Source organism: Pseudomonas sp. GP01-A4 (genome assembly GCF_058780865.1).
In genome coordinates this window covers 14,640-30,773 of sequence record NZ_JBYSWF010000056.1, presented here as the reverse complement: position 1 = coordinate 30,773, position 16,134 = coordinate 14,640, and the positions used below count along the sequence as shown (strand labels likewise).

The 16,134-nt window shown below is 61.0% G+C and carries 17 protein-coding genes; 9 read left to right on the top strand and 8 right to left on the bottom strand.

Annotated features, from left to right (window positions below):
- Positions 1-109: 109 nt before the first annotated feature.
- From AC3WKX_RS25770 to AC3WKX_RS25755, 4 genes are all read right to left on the bottom strand, one after another.
- Positions 110-310, bottom strand: a complete 201-nt coding sequence (locus AC3WKX_RS25770) for an SEC-C metal-binding domain-containing protein (RefSeq protein WP_003213695.1) — start codon at positions 308-310, stop codon at positions 110-112.
- On the bottom strand, positions 307-807 hold the full coding sequence (locus tag AC3WKX_RS25765; RefSeq protein ID WP_102606297.1) for an LEA/WHy family protein: 501 nt from the start codon (positions 805-807) through the stop codon (positions 307-309). Before AC3WKX_RS25765 ends, AC3WKX_RS25770 begins: the two co-directional genes overlap by 4 nt.
- A gap of 61 nt (positions 808-868) precedes the next feature.
- Positions 869-1,339 carry a YchJ family protein gene (locus tag AC3WKX_RS25760; protein WP_003213699.1) on the bottom strand — a complete coding sequence of 157 codons (471 nt, stop codon included), beginning with the start codon at positions 1,337-1,339 and terminating at the stop codon, positions 869-871.
- A gap of 4 nt (positions 1,340-1,343) precedes the next feature.
- On the bottom strand, positions 1,344-1,841 hold the full coding sequence (locus tag AC3WKX_RS25755; RefSeq protein ID WP_008432105.1) for a DUF6231 family protein: 498 nt from the start codon (positions 1,839-1,841) through the stop codon (positions 1,344-1,346).
- Positions 1,842-2,021: 180 nt separating this feature from the next.
- On the opposite strand from AC3WKX_RS25755, the gene AC3WKX_RS25750 reads away from it, so the two are divergent.
- From AC3WKX_RS25750 to AC3WKX_RS25740, 3 genes are all read left to right on the top strand, one after another.
- Entirely contained in the window at positions 2,022-2,717 is a 696-nt protein-coding gene (locus tag AC3WKX_RS25750) for a PA1041 family peptidoglycan-binding anchor lipoprotein (RefSeq protein WP_008432103.1), read from the top strand.
- A 128-nt stretch (positions 2,718-2,845) separates the two neighbouring features.
- Positions 2,846-3,139 carry a DUF1145 domain-containing protein gene (locus AC3WKX_RS25745; protein WP_087694264.1) on the top strand — a complete coding sequence of 98 codons (294 nt, stop codon included), beginning with the start codon at positions 2,846-2,848 and terminating at the stop codon, positions 3,137-3,139.
- Complete coding sequence (locus AC3WKX_RS25740; RefSeq protein ID WP_003213707.1) at positions 3,132-3,890, top strand: hypothetical protein; 759 nt, start codon at positions 3,132-3,134, stop codon at positions 3,888-3,890. Before AC3WKX_RS25745 ends, AC3WKX_RS25740 begins: the two co-directional genes overlap by 8 nt.
- Before the next feature lie 102 nt (positions 3,891-3,992).
- On the opposite strand, the gene AC3WKX_RS25735 is transcribed toward AC3WKX_RS25740, so the two are convergent.
- Positions 3,993-4,457: a CopD family protein gene (locus AC3WKX_RS25735; RefSeq protein WP_102606296.1), complete on the bottom strand. Its 465-nt coding sequence runs from the start codon at positions 4,455-4,457 to the stop codon at positions 3,993-3,995.
- Between the two features lie 99 nt (positions 4,458-4,556).
- Between AC3WKX_RS25735 and dinG the strand changes: the two genes are divergently transcribed.
- The 6 genes from dinG (at position 4,557) to AC3WKX_RS25705 (ending at position 13,089) form a co-directional block, all read left to right on the top strand.
- Complete coding sequence (gene dinG / locus AC3WKX_RS25730; RefSeq protein ID WP_008432096.1) at positions 4,557-6,701, top strand: ATP-dependent DNA helicase DinG; 2,145 nt, start codon at positions 4,557-4,559, stop codon at positions 6,699-6,701.
- A gap of 95 nt (positions 6,702-6,796) precedes the next feature.
- Positions 6,797-9,124, top strand: coding sequence for a beta-galactosidase (locus AC3WKX_RS25725; RefSeq protein WP_008432094.1), 2,328 nt, complete (start codon positions 6,797-6,799; stop codon positions 9,122-9,124).
- Between the two features lie 92 nt (positions 9,125-9,216).
- Positions 9,217-10,362, top strand: a complete 1,146-nt coding sequence (locus tag AC3WKX_RS25720; protein WP_003211696.1) for an EstA family serine hydrolase — start codon at positions 9,217-9,219, stop codon at positions 10,360-10,362.
- A gap of 142 nt (positions 10,363-10,504) precedes the next feature.
- A complete protein-coding gene (locus tag AC3WKX_RS25715) occupies positions 10,505-11,668 on the top strand; it encodes an OmpA family protein (RefSeq protein WP_102606295.1) in 1,164 nt (387 codons plus the stop codon).
- Between the two features lie 27 nt (positions 11,669-11,695).
- Complete coding sequence (gene pdxH / locus AC3WKX_RS25710) at positions 11,696-12,343, top strand: pyridoxamine 5'-phosphate oxidase (RefSeq protein ID WP_003211693.1); 648 nt, start codon at positions 11,696-11,698, stop codon at positions 12,341-12,343.
- 281 nt (positions 12,344-12,624) lie between these two features.
- Positions 12,625-13,089: an outer membrane lipoprotein gene (locus AC3WKX_RS25705; protein ID WP_003189251.1), complete on the top strand. Its 465-nt coding sequence runs from the start codon at positions 12,625-12,627 to the stop codon at positions 13,087-13,089.
- Positions 13,090-13,166: 77 nt separating this feature from the next.
- Here the strand turns inward: AC3WKX_RS25705 and AC3WKX_RS25700 are convergent, their stop codons facing one another.
- The 3 genes from AC3WKX_RS25700 to nhaA all read right to left on the bottom strand — a co-directional run bounded on the left by AC3WKX_RS25700 (position 13,167) and on the right by nhaA (position 16,072).
- Complete coding sequence (locus AC3WKX_RS25700) at positions 13,167-13,502, bottom strand: hypothetical protein (protein WP_102368250.1); 336 nt, start codon at positions 13,500-13,502, stop codon at positions 13,167-13,169.
- Positions 13,499-14,728, bottom strand: a complete 1,230-nt coding sequence (locus tag AC3WKX_RS25695) for an S-type pyocin domain-containing protein (RefSeq protein ID WP_003211689.1) — start codon at positions 14,726-14,728, stop codon at positions 13,499-13,501. The genes AC3WKX_RS25700 and AC3WKX_RS25695 overlap by 4 nt, the downstream gene beginning before the upstream one ends.
- 156 nt (positions 14,729-14,884) lie before the next feature.
- Positions 14,885-16,072 (bottom strand): Na+/H+ antiporter NhaA, encoded by a 1,188-nt coding sequence (gene nhaA, locus AC3WKX_RS25690; protein ID WP_102606294.1) that lies wholly within the window; start codon positions 16,070-16,072, stop codon positions 14,885-14,887.
- Positions 16,073-16,134 lie beyond the last annotated feature (62 nt).

The window sequence follows — 16,134 nt, the reverse complement described above, 5'->3', positions numbered from 1 at the left end:
CGCGAAAGCGGTGTATCAGTAACAGAGAGGTTGACTGACACTGCGCTTTCGCGAGCAAGCCCGCTCCCACATTTGGATGTGCAGTGTTTCGAGAATCGGGTTTCTTAACTCAAGCCCCGTGGCACTTCTTGAATTTCTTCTCGCTGCCGCACGGGCAAGGATCGTTACGACCCACGTCCTTCAACGTATTGCGCACCGGCTCCTGGTGAGCGTGGCCGCAGTTCGGGCCGTGGACATGGCCGTGGTCGTGATCATGATGATCGTGATCGTGGTTGCAGTCGGGACCATGGACATGGGGTTGCTGAGTCATCGATGTCGCTCCGGAATAAAATCGCCGGGGATTATCTCGCCATTGCGCAACACCTGCACGTCGTTCCCGATAAATAAACCGGTTTTCAACTCGCCTTCAAGACGATAGGGCACGGGATCGCGCGGATTTTTCAGCATGTCGACCACATCGCGGATCTGCGGCCACAGGTTGGTGCGCACCGATACCCGGAAAAAAGCGTGGCTGTGGGGTGGCACGGTCAGCCATTCGTTGGACTCGCCTTCGGTCAGCACCATCGTGCCGAGGCTGACCTTGTAAACCAGGCCGCGTACGGTCAGGTCGTTGTTGTCACGGTTATCCACGCGGAAATACAGCTTGAACTTCTGCTCCAGCAACTTGACCCGCACGGGGTCGACCTTGACCAGACGCACCTCGGGGGCGGGCGTATCGTCGGCGAACCACGACGCGCAGCCGGAGAGCCCCAGCATCAATGCCAGCAGAAGGCTGTAAGTCCTGAATACCCGCGCCTGAGAAACCATGCCGTTACTCCGTGTGAAGAGTCAGCATAGCAAGCGAGAGCCTGTCGGGTATCAATGAATGTCAGAGGTAGCCGGAACAGCACTTCTTGAATTTCTGCCCGCTGCCACACACGCAGGCGTCATTACGCCCGGCCTTCACGTCCACTGTCGGGTCGATAAAGTACCAGTGCTCATTGTTCTGTACGAAAGATGAGCGCTCGCGGTGGCTGTGTTCGCCGGTGCTGTCATGCCAGCGAGCGGTAAAGGTCACGAAGGCGTGTTCCGGCTGGCCGCCGAACACCTCGGAGCTTTCCACTGAAAGGCCCAGCCAGGTGCTTTGGGCGCTCCAGGCGCCGATGGCGGCCGTGTCCAGCCCGGCTTGCTGCGCAGGCAGGGTGGTTGCCACCAGGTAGTCCACCAGTCCCAACACGTAGGCGCTGTAGCGCGAACGCATCAGCGCTTCGGCGCAGGGGGCCGGGTGGCCGGCGTGATAATGACCGCAGCAGGCATCCAGCAGGTTGCCACTGCCGCAGGGGCAAATGGATGTACTCATTGGGTTACCACCAATACTTTCCAAAGTTTTGCGGGTTGGCCCAGAAGCGGGCGTTCAGCCAATCCGGCACCTGTTTATAGTCAAGCAGATCATAGGTAAACAGCGTCAAAACCTGATCGTCGCGCTGGAAACGCTCGCTGGCTTGCAGGGCCAGGGAGAAGAAATCGGTGTCTTTCCAGTGGCAGGCCTCCAGGTCCACCAGCACCGCAATGCGACTGGCATTGAGGTTGCGGATGCCCCCCAGCAGGGTCAGGCCCGCAGGTTTTGACAGGTGTTCCAGGCAACCGACCGCCAGTGCCAGGTCAAAACGCTGGGCCGCGAGGTCGGTGGGCAAGGGGCCGGGCTCGGCGAAGGACACCACGGTATCCGGGTGTGCTTCCTTAAAGGCATCCAGCGCCGGGAACTGGCTGGCGCCCAATAACAGCAGGCGTTTGGGCGCGTGAAGATCAAGCAGCGCAGCGAGCGCTTGCTGGGGTGTACGGGAAGAAATACCGGCAGTCATCGAAGATCCTCACATCAGGACCGTAGAGACTAGCCTGCCTGAGCGTGCGGGCCTAGAGCGGGCGGCGAGAATAAACCGCTCGGCCCAATGAATACTGGGCTGTGACACGCTGGCGCAGATGAAAAGAGCCGTCTTTACTCCACTCGTCGGCCCCCGCCGATCCCCTCAGGAGAAAGTCAGATGAGCATCATGCGGACAGCTCTACCCTTGGTTCTGCTAACCGGAGTATTGACAGGTTGCGCAGGCTTGCAAAAAACCGACTGGCCCACCTGTGCCGCCGTCGGCGGTGTGACCGGTGCTGCCATTGGTGCGACCCAAAGCTCGTCCTATGCAGGCTACGGCGCGCTGCTGATTGGCGGCATGGCTGGCGCCTATTGCTGGGTGCATGGCGACGGTGACGAGGACGGCGATGGCGTACCGGACAGCCGCGACAAGTGCCCTGGCACGCCAAAAGGCGTGCAGGTCGACGCCAATGGCTGCCCTCCGGTGCCGGTAGCGGTGGTTCAAGAGGAAGTGGTGGTGGTCAAGGAAGAAACCATCGTGATTCGTGACGTGCACTTCGAGTTCGACTCCGCGAAGCTCACGGCTGCCGACAAAACCAAGCTCGACGTGATTGCCACCCGCCTGAAAAAAGAGGCCCCGAGTGCGCAACTGCGCGTCAGCGGGCATACCGACAGTGTCGGTAAAGATGCCTACAACCAGAAACTCTCTGAACGACGCGCTCATTCGGTGACCGACTACCTGGTCAGTTCCGGCATCCCGCGCAGCAGTTTTGTCTCCGTGACCGGCGCCGGCGAAAGCCACCCCGTAGCCGATAACAAAACCGCTGATGGCCGCGCGCTGAACCGCCGCGTGGAAATCCAGATCAACCGCTGACCCCGCCTCAAGGCCCCTGCGGAATCCCCAGGGGCCCCTTCATCAATTTTTTAATCCTTCACTGGCACAACGCCTGTAGAAGTCGTTACTGTGCGCCCAAAGAATAATGTGCAAGGGGAGCGTGCGGGATGAAGGTGTTTTGGGGGCTGGGTAAATTCTTGACGTTGCTGTTCTGGGTCGTGGTGGTGGTCAACCTGATCACACCGCTGATCAACCCGTTCCACCTGTTGGTCAACCTGGCCGGCAGCCTGTTGTTGCTGACCCATGTTCTGGAACTGCTGTTGTTCAACGGCAGTGTGAAAACCCGTGCCCATCCCTGGCGTGACCGCTTGCAGATCCTGCTGGTGGGTATGTTCCATGTGCAGAGCTTTTCGACGCCGACACCGGCTAATGATGTAAACAAGGAGGCCAATCATGCGTAAGGTTTTTCTGTTGGCCCTGCTGGTCAGCCCCATTGCCCTGGCCCAGAGCGTCAGCGTCGAGACCAACTCGTTGATGCGCCTGCCCAACAGCAGTGGTGTGTTGCAACTGGAGCGACTGGACGTGGCGGATTACGGCACCTTGCTGATTCCCGCCAATATCACCCAGGTGACCGTGGATGAACTGCACCTGGGCCGCGACGCGCGAATCGCCATCGTGCCCGGTAGCACCACGTTGCAACTGCAGGTGCGTCAGGCGCAGCTGGAGCAGGGCAGCCAGATCACCTCACGCGGCGCTCCCGGTACCCATGAGCGCCCGGCCAAGGCGGGGCGTGACCTGGTGTTGCGGATTAACTCGCTGACGGCCGATGAGCTGTCGGTGGATGCCCGCGGTGGCGCGGGTGCCCAGGGTTATGCCGGGCTGGATGGTGCCAACGGCGAAGACCCGGGCTGCACCTGGGGTTCGGCCGGGCGCGGTGCCAATGGCGACAACGGCGGCGACGGGCTGCCGGGCGCGGCGGGCGCGCAGGTTCGTGTGGAATTGCCGCAGGACTTCCCGGGCGAGAAAATCAAGGTCTGGGTGGACGGCGGAGCCGGTGGCTTGGCGGGCACGGCGGGCAAGCCGGGTAAAGGCGGGCAGTCCAAGGGGTGCCTGGTGTACCGCGCGGATGGCGGCGAAAAGGGCCGGGCCGGGTTGGAAGGGCAGCCGGGGCCAGCGGGGCCTGCGGGTGCTGTGACCATTCAGAGGCTCTGAGGCGACTGGCCTGACGCTTTCGCGAGCAAGCCCGCTCCCACATTTGAAACGCATTCCAAATGTGGGAGCGGGCTTGCTCGCGAAAGCGGTCTACTAGGCGCTTCAGAACATCGGCCGTGCCGAAGCAATCGCCACCAGCACCAACCCCACTATCAAGTTGATCCCCACCAATTTACGAATCTGCCCCAAGGCCGCAGCCCCGGCCGACCAATCCTCAGCCGCCACCGCCACGCGCAGCTCCGGCAACTTCAGCGCCTGAATCCGGATAAACAGCGCCGTCATCACCACATACAACCCCATCATGACCTGTACATAACGCGGCGCGGTCTCAAACCCGCTGAAGCGCAGTTGCAGCAGGCCGACACCGCTGATCGGCAACACCAGCACCGCCACCCAGACCCACACGAAAAAACGTTGAAACACATTTACCCAGAGTTTCAGCCGGGCCGGCCCGTCCAGCGCGGCCACGGCGGCGGGGCGCAGGATCATCCAGGCGAAAAACATACCGCCGACCCAGGTCAGGGCGGCCAGTACATGCAGGGTGTAAGCGAAGCTAAAGACGGTCATTGGGGTACTCCGTTCTGCGCGGGATTAATTAGCGGGGTATGATAGCGGCCGATCCGAACCACTGAAAATTTATCCAGCGTTTTTTGCGCCCGACTATCCATGATCAGCACTGAACTCAAAACCACGATCCAGGGCGCCTACTCGCGTTTTCTCGAAGCCAAGAGCTTGAAACCGCGGTACGGCCAGCGCCTGATGATCGCCGAAGTCGCCAAGGTCCTCGGGGATATCGACACCGACGACGAAGGTCGGCGCAGTGGCGACCCCGCCGTGGTGGCCGTCGAGGCCGGCACCGGTACCGGTAAAACCGTGGCCTACAGCCTGGCGGCGATCCCCACCGCCAAGGCCGCCGGCAAGCGCCTGGTGATTGCCACCGCCACCGTCGCCCTGCAAGAGCAGATTGTCTACAAGGACCTGCCCGACCTGATGCGCAACAGCGGCCTGAATTTCACCTTCGCCCTGGCCAAGGGCCGTGGGCGCTATATGTGCCTGTCCAAGCTCGACGTGCTGTTGCAGGAAGGTCACGCGCAAACCGCCACTGCCTCGCTGTTCGAAGAAGAAGGCTTCAAGATCGAAGTCGATGAGGTCAGTCAGAAGCTGTTTACCAGCATGATCGAGAAACTGGCGGGCAATAAATGGGACGGCGACCGCGACAGCTGGCCCAATGCCCTGGAAGACGCCGACTGGGCGCGCCTGACCACCGATCACAGCCAGTGCACCAACCGTCATTGCCCCAACTTCGGCCAGTGCGCCTTCTACAAGGCCCGGGAGGGCATGGGCAAGGTAGACGTTATTGTCACCAACCATGACATGGTCCTCGCCGACCTGGCCCTGGGGGGCGGCGCCGTGTTGCCCGACCCGCGCGACACACTCTACGTGTTCGACGAAGGCCATCACCTGCCCGACAAGGCCATCGGCCACTTTGCTCACTACACGCGGCTGCGCTCCACCGCCGACTGGCTGGAAACCACCGCCAAGAACCTTACCAAGTTGCTCGCCCAGCACCCGCTGCCGGGCGACCTGGGCAAGTTGATCGAGCAGGTTCCGGAGCTGGCGCGGGAGATCAAGACCCAGCAGCAATTCATGTTCAGCGCCTGCGAGCAGGTGGCAGACTTCAAGCCCGGCGAAGACGTGGAAGGTCGCGAACGGCCGCGCCATCGTTTCGTTGGCGGGCTGATCCCCGAGCACATGCGCGAAATGGGCGTCGAGCTGAAAAAGGGCTTTTCGCGCTTGACCGACTTGTTCACCCGTCTCACCGATTTGCTCAAGGAAGGCATGGATGGCGAGGTCAATATCGGCATCGCCAGCAATCAGGCTGAAGAATGGTACCCGCTGTTTGGCAGCCTGCTGTCCCGTTCCCAGGGCAACTGGGAGTTGTGGACCGCCTTTACCGTCGAAGACCCGGAAGACAACCCGCCCATGGCCCGTTGGCTGACCCTGTCGGAAAGCGGTGCGCTGTTCGATATCGAGGTCAACGCCAGCCCGATCCTGGCGGCGGAAATGCTCCGACGCAATCTGTGGAACGTGGCCTACGGTGCCTTGGTCACCTCGGCTACGCTGACGGCCCTGGGCACCTTCGACCGCTTCCGCATGCGCGCCGGGCTGCCGAAAAAGGCGGTCACCGCCGTGGTGCCAAGCCCGTTCCATCACGCCGACGCCGGTGTGCTGCGGGTACCGGACCTCAAAGCCGACCCACGGGATGCGCCGGCCCACACGGCGGCGATCATTCGTGACCTGCCCTCATTGGTAGAGGGTTCCCGGGGCACGCTGGTGTTGTTCTCGTCCCGCAAACAGATGCAGGACGTGTTCGACGGCCTCGACCGTGACTGGCGCAAGCAGGTGTTTATCCAGGGCAACCTGTCGAAACAGGAAACCCTGAACAAGCATAAGGCGCGGGTAGATGGCGGCGATTCCAGCGTGCTGTTCGGCCTCGCGAGTTTCGCTGAGGGTGTGGATTTGCCCGGCGCTTACTGCGAACACGTGGTGATCGCCAAGATCCCGTTCTCGGTACCGGATGATCCGGTGGAGGCCGCGTTGGCCGAATGGATCGAAGCCCGGGGCGGTAATCCGTTCATGGAGATCTCGGTGCCGGACGCCTCCTTGAAGCTGGTCCAGGCCTGCGGGCGCCTGCTGCGTACCGAAGAAGATCGCGGCACCATCACCTTGCTTGACCGGCGTCTGGTTACCCAGCGCTATGGGAAAGCTATCCTGAATGCTTTACCGCCGTTTCGGCGGGAAATTTCTTAAGGCCCAGTGGGCGAATTCGCCCACTTTGTGGTCTATCTCACCATCGCTTCACGTCATCAGGCCAGTCACCGGCCGTTTGGGAGAACCTTGTTCACATGATTCGCACGCTGCCCGCTGTTTTTGCCCTGTTGTTTGCCGCGCCATTGCTGGCTGCGCCTGCCGGGCAACAAACCTTGTTCAACTTTGTACGGCCCGCCGATGTGGTCAAGGTGGCGACCCAGGACGCCAGCCTGCCACAATACAACGCCGAACAAACCGCTGAAGGCGAAGTGCTGCGCCGTATCACCTTCAACCCGGCGGCCGAACCGAGCCTGGTGCTCAGCCCGCAGACCGGCGCCTGGGACTGGTCGCAATCCGGTGCCATGAGCCTGCGGATTCAAAGTGCGATGGACTGGGCGCTGACCCTGTACGTCAAGGTGCAGAGCAATGACGGCCGAACGCTGTTCAGCCGTATCGACCTGCCAGCCGGTCCCGCGCAAACGCTGTTGATTCCGCTGCAAGCCAACTCGCCCCTGAGCCAGGGGATGAAGGCCGGCCCGCCGATGCCGATCACTGTCGATGGCCAGCGCGTGCTGCTGGCCAGCAGCGAAGGGGAGATCGACCGCAGCCAGATCGTGTCGGTGACCCTGTCGATGATCAAGCCGAACGTTGCCCAAAGCATCTTGCTCGAACGCTTTGGCGTGCAGGACATCGCGCCGGTACTCAAGGCTACCTACAGCGATCTGGTGGACGCCTATGGGCAGTCCACCCGCGCCCGGTGGCCGGAGAAAGTCAGCAGCGACGAGCAGTTGAGGGCCGCAGCGGTCAAGGAACAGCAACAGCTCAAGGGCTGGCTGGCCGAGCGCGACAAGGCCTCCCTGGACAAATTCGGCGGCTGGAACAAGGGCCCGGCCTTTGACGCCAGCGGCTTTTTCCGCACCGAGAAGCGCGACGGGCGCTGGTACCTGGTGACACCGGAAGGCCATCCGTTCTACTCCCTGGGCGTCAACACCGTCGCCCCGGACAACAGCCAGACCTACGTGGCGGGCCGCGAATGGATGTTTGCCGCGCTGCCCAAGGCCGGCGAGCCTTTCGACAAATACTACGGCAGCGGTGACAGCCGCAGCGGCAATGGTGCCGATCAGGGGCGCAGCTTTAATGTCGGCCGCTGGTACGACTTCTATGGCGCCAACCTGCAGCGTACCTATGGCCAGCCGTGCGTGCCGCCGGCACCTTGTGCTCCGGAAGGTTTCGACCAGAAACGCTGGGTCAGCCACACCCTCGACCGCCTGCGGGCCTGGGGTTTCAATACTGTCGGCAACTGGAGTGCGCCGCAGCTGGCGACCGCCGACCGCGTGCCTTACACCTTGCCACTGTCGATCGTCGGTGATTACGCGAGCATCAGCACCGGCACCGATTGGTGGGGCGGCATGCCCGACCCGTTCGACCCGCGCTTCGCCATGGCCACCGAGCGTGCGGTGGCAATTGCCGCCCGTGACCATCGCGACGACCCGTGGCTGATCGGCTTCTTTGCCGACAACGAACTGGCCTGGGCCGGTCCCGGTGATGATGCGAAATCCCGCTATGCCCTGGCCTACGGCACCCTGCGCATGACCACCGACGTGCCGGCCAAGCGCGCGTTTCTCAAGCAATTGCGCGACAAGTACCGCAACCAGGAGGGGCTTTCCAGGGCCTGGGGCATCGAGCTGCCCGCCTGGGAACTGATGGAAGACCCGGGCTTTGTGCCGCCAATGCCAAGCCCGGAGCACCCGGAAATCGAAGCGGACTTCAAGTACTTCCAGAAGACCTTTGCCGACGCCTACTTCAAGACCATCTCCGATGCATTGAAATGGCATGCGCCCAACCAACTGTTGCTGGGTGGCCGATACGCGGTCAGCACGCCGGAAGCGGTGGCGTCCTGCGCGCAATATTGCGATGTGCTGAGCTTCAACATGTACACGCTCAAGCCTCAGGACGGCTACGACTTCGCGGCCCTGCGGACGTTGGACAAGCCGGTGCTGATCACCGAATTCAACTTCGGCTCGGCGGACCGCGGCCCGTTCTGGGGCGGCGTGACGCAGTTGGCTCGGGAAGAGGATCGTGGGGTTGCCTACGCCAACTTCCTGAAGCAGGCCATGGCCGAACCGTCGATTGTCGGCGTGCATTGGTTCCAGTACCTGGACCAGCCGGTTACCGGCCGTTTGCTTGACGGCGAAAACGGCCATTTCGGTCTGGTCGGCATCACCGATGTGCCGTTCCAGGGGTTTGTCGACAGTGTGCGCAAAAGTAACCTGGCTGCCGTCGATCAACTGGGCAAGGAAGCCGAAAAGGCCAAGGCTGCCGCAGCGGTCCACGCCGGTGAGGGCGGCAAGCCCGGGCGTGAAGGCAATGCAGCAGCGCCGGGTGCAGAGCATTCCGGCGGGCATTCCGGCAAAGGTCATTGATGGGGGCTGATCGACGAGAGCGGGTTCACAAATCGCTCAATGGCTGGAACAATGTCGGCCACTTACTGTAGTACTTTTCCAAGGGGGCTTAGGTGCAGATTCAGGGTCATTACGAGCTTCAATTCGAAGCGGTGCGTGAAGCCTTCGCCGCGCTGTTCGACGACCCTCAGGAACGTGGTGCCGCGCTGTGCATCCAGATTGGCGGCGAAACCGTCGTCGACTTGTGGGCCGGTACCGCCGACAAGGACGGTGCCGAGGCCTGGCACAGCGACACCATTGCCAATCTGTTCTCCTGCACCAAGACCTTTACTGCCGTCACGGCGCTGCAACTGGTGGCCGAAGGCAAGTTGCAGCTGGATGCGCCGGTCGCCAAGTACTGGCCGGAGTTTGCTGCCGCGGGCAAGGAAGCCATCACCCTGCGCCATCTGCTCTGTCACCAGGCCGGGTTGCCGGCCCTGCGTGAAACGCTGCCCGCCGAAGCCCTGTACGACTGGCAGATGATGGTCGACGCCCTCGCCGCCGAAGCGCCATGGTGGAAGCTCGGGGAAGGGCACGGTTATGCGGCGATTACCTATGGTTGGCTGGTGGGCGAGTTGCTGCGCCGCGCCGACGGTCGTGGGCCGGGCGAGTCCATCGTGGCCCGGGTTGCACGGCCACTGGGCCTGGATTTTCATGTGGGGTTGGCAGATGAAGAGTTTTATCGAGTTGCCCATATAGCCCGAGGCAAGGGCAATGTTGGCGATGAGGCGGCACAACGTTTACTTCAAGTAACGATGCGCGAGCCGACGGCGATGACTACCCGTGCATTTACCAATCCACCGTCTATTCTGACCAGCACTAATAAACCCGAATGGCGGCGTATGCAGCAGCCAGCGGCAAATGGTCACGGTAATGCGCGAAGTCTGGCGGGTTTTTATAGTGGGCTGCTCGACGGTAGTTTGCTGGAAGCCGATATGCTCGAAGAGTTGACCCGCGAACACAGTATCGGCCCGGATAAAACCTTATTGACACAAACCCGGTTCGGGCTGGGTTGCATGTTGGATCAACCGCACGTGCCAAACGCCACGTTCGGCCTTGGCCCACGGGCCTTTGGGCATCCCGGGGCCGGTGGTTCGGTGGGGTTTGCCGATCCGGAACATGATGTAGCCTTTGGTTTCGTGACCAATACATTGGGCCCTTATGTACTTATGGACCCGCGGGCGCAAAAGTTGGTAAGAATATTGGCCGGTTGTCTGTAAATAGCTTGCTGTCTTGCGTTTTTTTGTTACAAAGGCACATACAAAAAGACGCTAGGCAAAATGTTGTAACTTTAATGTTCCAAAAGCGTCTGTTTAACGGGTCATTCAGGCCCCTGGTTTTTTCTCATTTTGTGGATATCTCATGTTATCGAACAAGTCCTTGGCACTGGCGCTATGCCTCACTATTACTGGCTGTGCACAAACCCCACAAAATGATGCCGAGGGCGGGCATTGGTGGTCATTTGGCTCCGATAAGGCTGCTACCAAGGACGCAGTGAGCCAGGCCGACACCAAACCGGATGCCAAGCCGGCGGTCGCGGCCAAGGCGCCAGCGCCGGTAGCACCGGCTGCTGCACCTGCACCTGCACCGGTTGCGAAGGCGGATACCGGCTCGAGCTGGTGGCCGTTCTCGTCGAAAGCCGACGACGCCAAGGCAGACCTGAAGGCCGACCTCAAGGCGGCAACGCCTGCCTCCGGCGCCCCGGCTGATGCACCAGCCGCTGCACCTGCCGTTGCCAAGACGGATACCGATACCAAATGGTGGTGGCCGTTCGAAAGCAAGCCAAAGCCATTGGCCAAGGTCGACGTCGCCAACATCCCGATGCCTGATCCAAAAATCACCCAGGCCTGGCTGGACGACTACGAGCCACGCCTGCGTCTCGCGATCAAGGACAGCAACCTGCAACTGGAACGCCGCGACAACGTATTGGTGGTGATTGCTCCGGTTGACGGCTCCTACAACCCGAAACGCCCGGCGATGTTGCTGCCCGTGACCCTGGGTCCGTTCACCCGTGTTGCCAAGGCCGTTGAAGGCGATCCGAAAACTGCCGTACTGGTCCTGGGCCATGTAGATACCTCGGGTGCCGAGCCGGTGAGCCAGGCCCTGACCAAGGAACGTGCACAGTCCATCGCTTCGATCTTCAGCCTCAGCGGCCTGAAGCAGGACCGCCTGATGCTGCGTGGCATGGGTGACCTGATGCCGCGTGCCGCCAACGACAGCAACCAGGGCCGCGCCCTGAACCGTCGCATGGAAATCATGTTCACCCAGCGCACCACCATGCTGGCCCTGTTGAGCAAGTACAATTCGGCCAACCCGCCGAAGGCTGAAATGGTCGCTGTGCAGGACGTTCCTGCTCCAGCCGCTGCTCCGGTCAAAAAAGCTGCTGCTCCGGCGAAAAAAACCGTCGCCAAGAAAGCTGCCGCCAAGCCGGCTGCCAAAAAGACCCCGGCCAAGCCTGCTGCTAAAAAGCCAGCACCTGCCAAGGCCGCCGCTCCAGCTGCTACCAACGACCAGGCGAAGAACTGATTATTTGAGCAAGAAGGATAAAGCCGCATGACCCAGGCACTGGCCGATATGCGCCGTGACTACACACGGGACGGTTTGAGCGAGGCCCAGGCCCCGGATGAACCGTTTGCCTTGTTCCACCAGTGGTTCGCCGACGCGGTGAAAACCGAACAGCCACCGGTGGAGGCCAATGCCATGACCCTGGCTACGGTGGACCAGGACGGTCGCCCGCACTGCCGGATCCTGCTGCTCAAAGGCCTGGATACACAGGGCTTTACCTTCTTCACCAATTATCAGAGCGCCAAGGGCGAACAACTCGCGGCGCGACCGTTTGCCGCCATGACCTTCTTCTGGCCGACCCTGGAGCGCCAGGTGCGCATCGAAGGTCGGGTGGTCAAGGTCTCGCCGGAGGAGTCGGATGCTTACTTCCAGGTCCGTCCCCTGGGTAGCCGCCTGGGTGCCTGGGCTTCACCGCAAAGCCGGGTAATCAGGGACCGCGAAGAGTTGCAGGCGCTGCTCAAGGCCACCGAACAACGCTTCAGCGATACCCAGCCTGATTGCCCCGAACACTGGGGTGGTTACCGCCTGCTGCCGGAGCGCATCGAGTTCTGGCAAGGCCGCGCGAGTCGTTTGCACGACCGCTTGAACTTCCGCTTGCAGGGGGCCGACTGGACCCGTGAGCGCCTGGCGCCCTGAGCCCACCTTTCGTCACCTCGCCTGAATGTAGCGCTGCACGCCGAAGTCTCTAGTCAGAGGCCTTGGATGGGTAGCGCTGCGCTGCGTTATGCGGCCGTTAGCTACAATGATGACAGCGTCCATCAAGATCCTGAGGGAGGTGGGAACGCTACCGTTCGTCGAGTTTTTCGGTACAGGTTCTCTGTACTAAGGCTGAATGAAAACAATTTTCTGCCCGGCATGCCGTGACAGGCGGCAAGCCACAGCGGTTTAATGGATACCTGTCCTTTGGAGTTGATGCTATGCGTAAGTCCGTTTTACTAGTTGCCTGCTTTACCACCCTGTCGCTGCTGCTGGGTGGCTGCGCCTCGAGTCTGACCGGCGACTCGTACTCCCGTGACGAAGCTCGTCGTGTACAGACTGTTCGCATGGGCACCATCGAATCCCTGCGTCCGGTGAAAATCGAAGGCACCAAGACCCCAATCGGCGGCGCTGCGGGCGCAGTCATCGGCGGCGTTGGCGGCAGCGCCATCGGCGGCGGCCGTGGCAGCATCGTGACCGCCGTTATCGGCGCAGTCGCCGGCGGCCTGCTGGGCTCGGCCACCGAGGAAGGCCTGACCCGCACCCAGGGTGTTGAAATCACCGTCCGCGAAGATGATGGCAGCATGCGCGCCTACGTCCAGGCGGTTCAAGAGAACGAAATCTTCCGCATCGGCGACCGCGTCCGCATCATGACGGTGGACGGAACCAGCCGCGTTACTCGCTAAGGGTAAGGTTGCAGGAAAAGAAAAACCCCAACCGGGTGGCCGGTTGGGGTTTTTTGTTGGACGTATGTTTTGCGGGATCAGGTGAACATATGAATATCGTCAAGGGTGTCTTGTACGGCACCACTCAGAAACGGTGATTTTGTTTTTGCTTGTTGCAGTGCTGGCGAAATTTTCGCCATGTCAAGCTCACCGAAGCGTCGCGCGATGTGGCCTATCGCAATGATGGCAGCTGACGCGATGTTCTCGTCATCATTGCTCACATACCGGAGGCAGGTTTCTTGTGCCCACGTAGCGTCTGTCTCGTTGAGGCCAATGGATATCAGGGCTTCTGTGATCTTGTTTAGGTCGTTGGTGGCTAGAAGGCTTATAGCTTCATCGTGGCTCAAAGACGGGTCGTGATAACGCATACTCATTTTTCAGCTCCTAGAATTTTTCCTTTTCGATCTGTTTTATTCGCTTTTATTAAAGCGTTTTTCATCTCTTGTCTTAACTCACTCCACCGCCTCACATGACCGTGGTAAAGACCTTCTGAGGTGCGATCAATCACCACAAACTCGTTTGTGTGTGGGTCAATACCTATTCGTCTACGTGAATTTGGCGGATTCAGCTCCACTGAGTTGTTAAGAGCATCTAAGCCGTTAGTCGGCTTTTTGCTTTTGACAGAGCTATCTTTTTTTCCGTGATAGGGGGCGTCCTCATACTTCAGGCTTACAACGATATACAGAGGCCGAATGCCCGAATCCACCGGAAACACCAGAATGAAATCCCTGTATTCCGGCGGGTAAATCGGGTCAACGATGATGCTAGCGGCCTTCTCGGTCGGTGGGTACACCCAGATTTGCGGTGCCTGCGGCGCAGCTTCCAGCGCAGGAATACCGAGGGTGCCAGCGGGATCGATGGCAGGCGTCCAGATCAGCTCAATCCCGTCGCCCAAGTCCGCGACCTGATGTGTGCCTCGCAGCCCAAACTTCACGACATCGATCATTTCCCAGTCGCGATTTTTCCCTGTGTAGAAGGCGTATCCCTTGAGGGTGCCGTTAGCTAATTGCTCGACGTGCAGGCGAACCCGTGTACGCGCTCGTGGCATTGAGCGCAGTTGACGGTCGCTGTAGAGCGCGCTGTCGCCCAAGCTGGAGGGCCAGATAAGTGCTGCAATCCCAAGCATCAGGCCTGCGGCGACTGTTCCAGCACCGGCTGCGACGCTTGATGCCCCGCCGATCGCGGAACCGCCCAGTGCCAATGTTCCGAGCCCGGCCGGGAGGGCGCTGCCGCTGATCTTCTTGAGTGGCAGTAGCCCCTCACTGTCGGTTTCACGGCCACCAAGCAGCACGTGTTCGCCATAGTCCCCTATGCGATCAAGCGGTAAGTAACCGGACGGATTGTTGTAGTCGATGAGGGCGTCCGGCAGATTGCAGGACTTTGCGAATACGCAGCCGACCATGGGCAATGGCGTTGGCGGCGGCTCCACTTTACGCCTGGCCTCGTAGGCTTCCTGGCGGGCAAGCATGGCTTCATATGCTTGCTGCCTGGCCTCACGCTCAGCCAACTCGCGCTCGTTCATGTTCTCGAGCCGTCGGTAACCGCCCGTGCCGGTCCCGTAGCATCGCCAGACTTGGGGTATATCCTTGTTGTTTGCCATCGTGCCCTCCTGGCGTGTTGCCTAACGACATCCAGCGTTGGAGCCGGGAGCATGACGTTATGGCAAGCAGCGGAGGGTGGATGTAGGACGGTTCTGTGAGATGGCGCCGAATGGGCCTAGAGGAGGTTGGAGCCGGCGAGCCGGCTCCAAAAGCGGTTACTCCTGAACGAGCGCCTGCTTGCGACTGGCCATCGCCGTCACTGCATACCCGATCAGCGCCGCCAGTATCGACCCGGTCAGGATGCCCATCCGGTCCATACCCGCGTATTCACTGCTGCCCGGCACAAACGCCAGGGAGCCGACAAACAGGCTCATGGTGAAGCCGATGCCGCACAGGACCGCCACGCCGAGCACCTGGCCCCAGTTGGCGCCGGCGGGCAGTGCGGCAAGGCCGGTTTTTACCATGACCCAGGTGAAACCCAGTACGCCAACGGTCTTGCCCAGCAGCAGGCCGGCGGCGATGCCCATTGGCACGTGGTGGGTGAAGCTTTCGAGGTTGACGCCAGCCAGCGAGACGCCGGCATTCGCAAAGGCAAACAGCGGCAGGATCGCGTAGGCCACCCAGGGATGCAGGGCGTGTTCCAGGGTCAGCAGCGGCGATGGCTCGGCGTTTTTGGTGCGCAGCGGGATGCAGAACGCCAATGTAACGCCCGCGAGGGTGGCGTGTACGCCGCTCTTGAGCACGCAGACCCACAGGATCAGCCCGACAATCATGTAGGGCCCCAGCTTGACGACACCCAGCCGGTTCATCGCAATCAAGGCGATCAGGCACGCTGCTGCACCGGCCAACGAGGCGCCGGACAGGTCGGCGGAGTAGAAGAGTGCAATGACGATGATCGCGCCAAGGTCGTCGATGATGGCCAGGGTCATCAGAAACAACTTCAGCGAAACCGGCACGCGCTTGCCCAGCAGGGCCAATACGCCCAGGGCGAAGGCAATGTCGGTGGCCATGGGGATTGCCCAGCCACCCAGGGCGGCCGGGTTGTCCTTGTTCAGCGCCCAATAGATCAGCGCCGGCACGACCATGCCGCCGATGGCTGCCGCTCCCGGCAGTACCACTTGCGAAGGCTTGGACAGTTGGCCGTCGAGCAACTCGCGTTTGACCTCAAGGCCGATCAGCAGGAAGAACAGGGCCATCAGGCCGTCGTTGATCCACAGCAGCGCCGGCTTGGCGATTTTCAGGGCGCCGATTTGTGCGACCACCGGCACGTCGAGAAAACTCGCGTAGAGGTGCGACAGCGGTGAGTTGTTGATGATCAGCGCCAAAGCGGCAGCAGCGATCAGGAGCAGACCGCTGGCGGCTTCCAGCTGGAAGAAACGGGTGAAAGTGCTACGCAGAGGCAAGGGATGCTCTCCAATCAAAGTTCAATAGGTGGGTACCCTAACCCGTACCGTTAGTTGTTAAA

What these genes read in the sequence shown, in the direction of transcription:
- AC3WKX_RS25770 (WP_003213695.1), bottom strand. Translation starts at nt 310, where the DNA reads ATGACTCAGCAACCCCATGTCCATGGTCCCGACTGCAACCACGATCAC.
- AC3WKX_RS25765 (WP_102606297.1), bottom strand. Translation starts at nt 807, where the DNA reads ATGGTTTCTCAGGCGCGGGTATTCAGGACTTACAGCCTTCTGCTGGCA.
- AC3WKX_RS25760 (WP_003213699.1), bottom strand. Translation starts at nt 1,339, where the DNA reads ATGAGTACATCCATTTGCCCCTGCGGCAGTGGCAACCTGCTGGATGCC.
- AC3WKX_RS25755 (WP_008432105.1), bottom strand. Translation starts at nt 1,841, where the DNA reads ATGACTGCCGGTATTTCTTCCCGTACACCCCAGCAAGCGCTCGCTGCG.
- AC3WKX_RS25750 (WP_008432103.1), top strand. Translation starts at nt 2,022, where the DNA reads ATGAGCATCATGCGGACAGCTCTACCCTTGGTTCTGCTAACCGGAGTA.
- AC3WKX_RS25745 (WP_087694264.1), top strand. Translation starts at nt 2,846, where the DNA reads ATGAAGGTGTTTTGGGGGCTGGGTAAATTCTTGACGTTGCTGTTCTGG.
- AC3WKX_RS25740 (WP_003213707.1), top strand. Translation starts at nt 3,132, where the DNA reads ATGCGTAAGGTTTTTCTGTTGGCCCTGCTGGTCAGCCCCATTGCCCTG.
- AC3WKX_RS25735 (WP_102606296.1), bottom strand. Translation starts at nt 4,457, where the DNA reads ATGACCGTCTTTAGCTTCGCTTACACCCTGCATGTACTGGCCGCCCTG.
- dinG (WP_008432096.1), top strand. Translation starts at nt 4,557, where the DNA reads ATGATCAGCACTGAACTCAAAACCACGATCCAGGGCGCCTACTCGCGT.
- AC3WKX_RS25725 (WP_008432094.1), top strand. Translation starts at nt 6,797, where the DNA reads ATGATTCGCACGCTGCCCGCTGTTTTTGCCCTGTTGTTTGCCGCGCCA.
- AC3WKX_RS25715 (WP_102606295.1), top strand. Translation starts at nt 10,505, where the DNA reads ATGTTATCGAACAAGTCCTTGGCACTGGCGCTATGCCTCACTATTACT.
- pdxH (WP_003211693.1), top strand. Translation starts at nt 11,696, where the DNA reads ATGACCCAGGCACTGGCCGATATGCGCCGTGACTACACACGGGACGGT.
- AC3WKX_RS25705 (WP_003189251.1), top strand. Translation starts at nt 12,625, where the DNA reads ATGCGTAAGTCCGTTTTACTAGTTGCCTGCTTTACCACCCTGTCGCTG.
- AC3WKX_RS25700 (WP_102368250.1), bottom strand. Translation starts at nt 13,502, where the DNA reads ATGAGTATGCGTTATCACGACCCGTCTTTGAGCCACGATGAAGCTATA.
- AC3WKX_RS25695 (WP_003211689.1), bottom strand. Translation starts at nt 14,728, where the DNA reads ATGGCAAACAACAAGGATATACCCCAAGTCTGGCGATGCTACGGGACC.